Below are 1,248 nucleotides of genomic sequence, written 5' to 3' on the forward strand. Positions count from 1 at the left end.
TCGCAGACGTATTGGCTTAACGTGAACGACCCTGGCTTTCCATTTGTGGGTGTTATTGAGCATACAAATTTCGATTCGCCCGATCATTACAATGGGTCGCACATTGCGTATCTTTCGCGTTATCTTGCCGTTGAAGATCCTGTTTGGGATTACTCGGATGAGCAGTATTTTGACTTTGCTATGAAGCATTTGAAGCGAATGTTTCCACAGTTGGATGATTCGTGGGTGGTTGACTATAAAGTGTGGCGGGCTGAATATGCCCAGCCGGTTACGGAGCGAGGTTATTCGAGTTACTTGCCGGGCAGAAGCACACCTTTTGAAAATGCTTTTGTTTCTACAATGGCACATATCTACCCGGAGGATCGCGGTACAAATTATGCTATACGAGAAGGGCTTGCGGTAGCTAAGCATATGGTGGAGTGCAGATGAGGCTTTTTCGCTTGCTGCTTCCCTATATTTCATTTGTGTTGGTTTTAGGGGTCATTTTCTACAGTTTCTTGAACTCTGCCACTTATAGAGTTGGGGATGGCGGAGAGTACTATGCGCTCTACTACGCCTGGGTTGAGACGCTACGGCCCTGGATGACAGCGTCTTCTTTCGAGGCGTATGAAGTTTTTGTAAATCAAAGTGAAATTTTGGGCCATGTTTCTGCGGATCGGCTGGCCAGTTCCTTTCCGTCGCTACGTGTTGGAGAGACAGCAGATTTTAATCATTTTTGGTTATATAGCTTTTTAGCGTTTTGTGTTGCTTTGCCCTTGTATCTGGTGGATGTTGCTATCGATGCGCACCATGGTTTTCTACTACTTCATCACATACTGCTAGCGGTTCTTTTTTCTATTGTATTTCGCTTTACCGGCTGGCGTGGTGTACTTGTAGTAGCCATCATGACTTTTTTTTCCCCCGTGCTTTGGTATTTAAATAAGGTACACACAGAGCTTTATACGTACGTCTTTACCTTACTTGCTGTTGTTCTATTTTCCCAATGTCGCTATCTTGCAAGCTCTTTTTGCTTGGCAGTAGCGTCAGCACAGAACCCCTCTTTTTCACTCGTCGCTTTTGTCCCGTTTTTTTATCGGGTGGTATGGTTAAGATATAAACCATTTACATGGCAGGAGGTGTTTTGGGCTATTGGCGCTACAGTATTGGTGTTACTCCATCCAATATATTATTTTTTTCGCTATGGAGTTCCAACGCCACAATTATTGGCTGGGGGAGCTTCTTTGGGGGAGAGTCTTAATAGTTTTCATA

At 44.4% G+C, this 1,248-nt stretch carries 2 protein-coding genes; both read left to right on the forward strand.

All coding sequences use genetic code 11. The features are described 5' to 3' along the window. Positions 1-429: FAD-dependent oxidoreductase (locus LZF95_RS26750; protein ID WP_233758541.1), on the forward strand; the 429-nt coding region annotated here is incomplete at its 5' end. Further along, a partial coding sequence (locus LZF95_RS26755; protein ID WP_233758542.1) for a hypothetical protein occupies positions 420-1,248 on the forward strand: 829 nt, incomplete at its 3' end. The genes LZF95_RS26750 and LZF95_RS26755, both read left to right, overlap by 10 nt.

Source organism: Algoriphagus sp. AGSA1 (assembly GCF_021390545.1).
Lineage (GTDB): Bacteria > Bacteroidota > Bacteroidia > Cytophagales > Cyclobacteriaceae > Algoriphagus.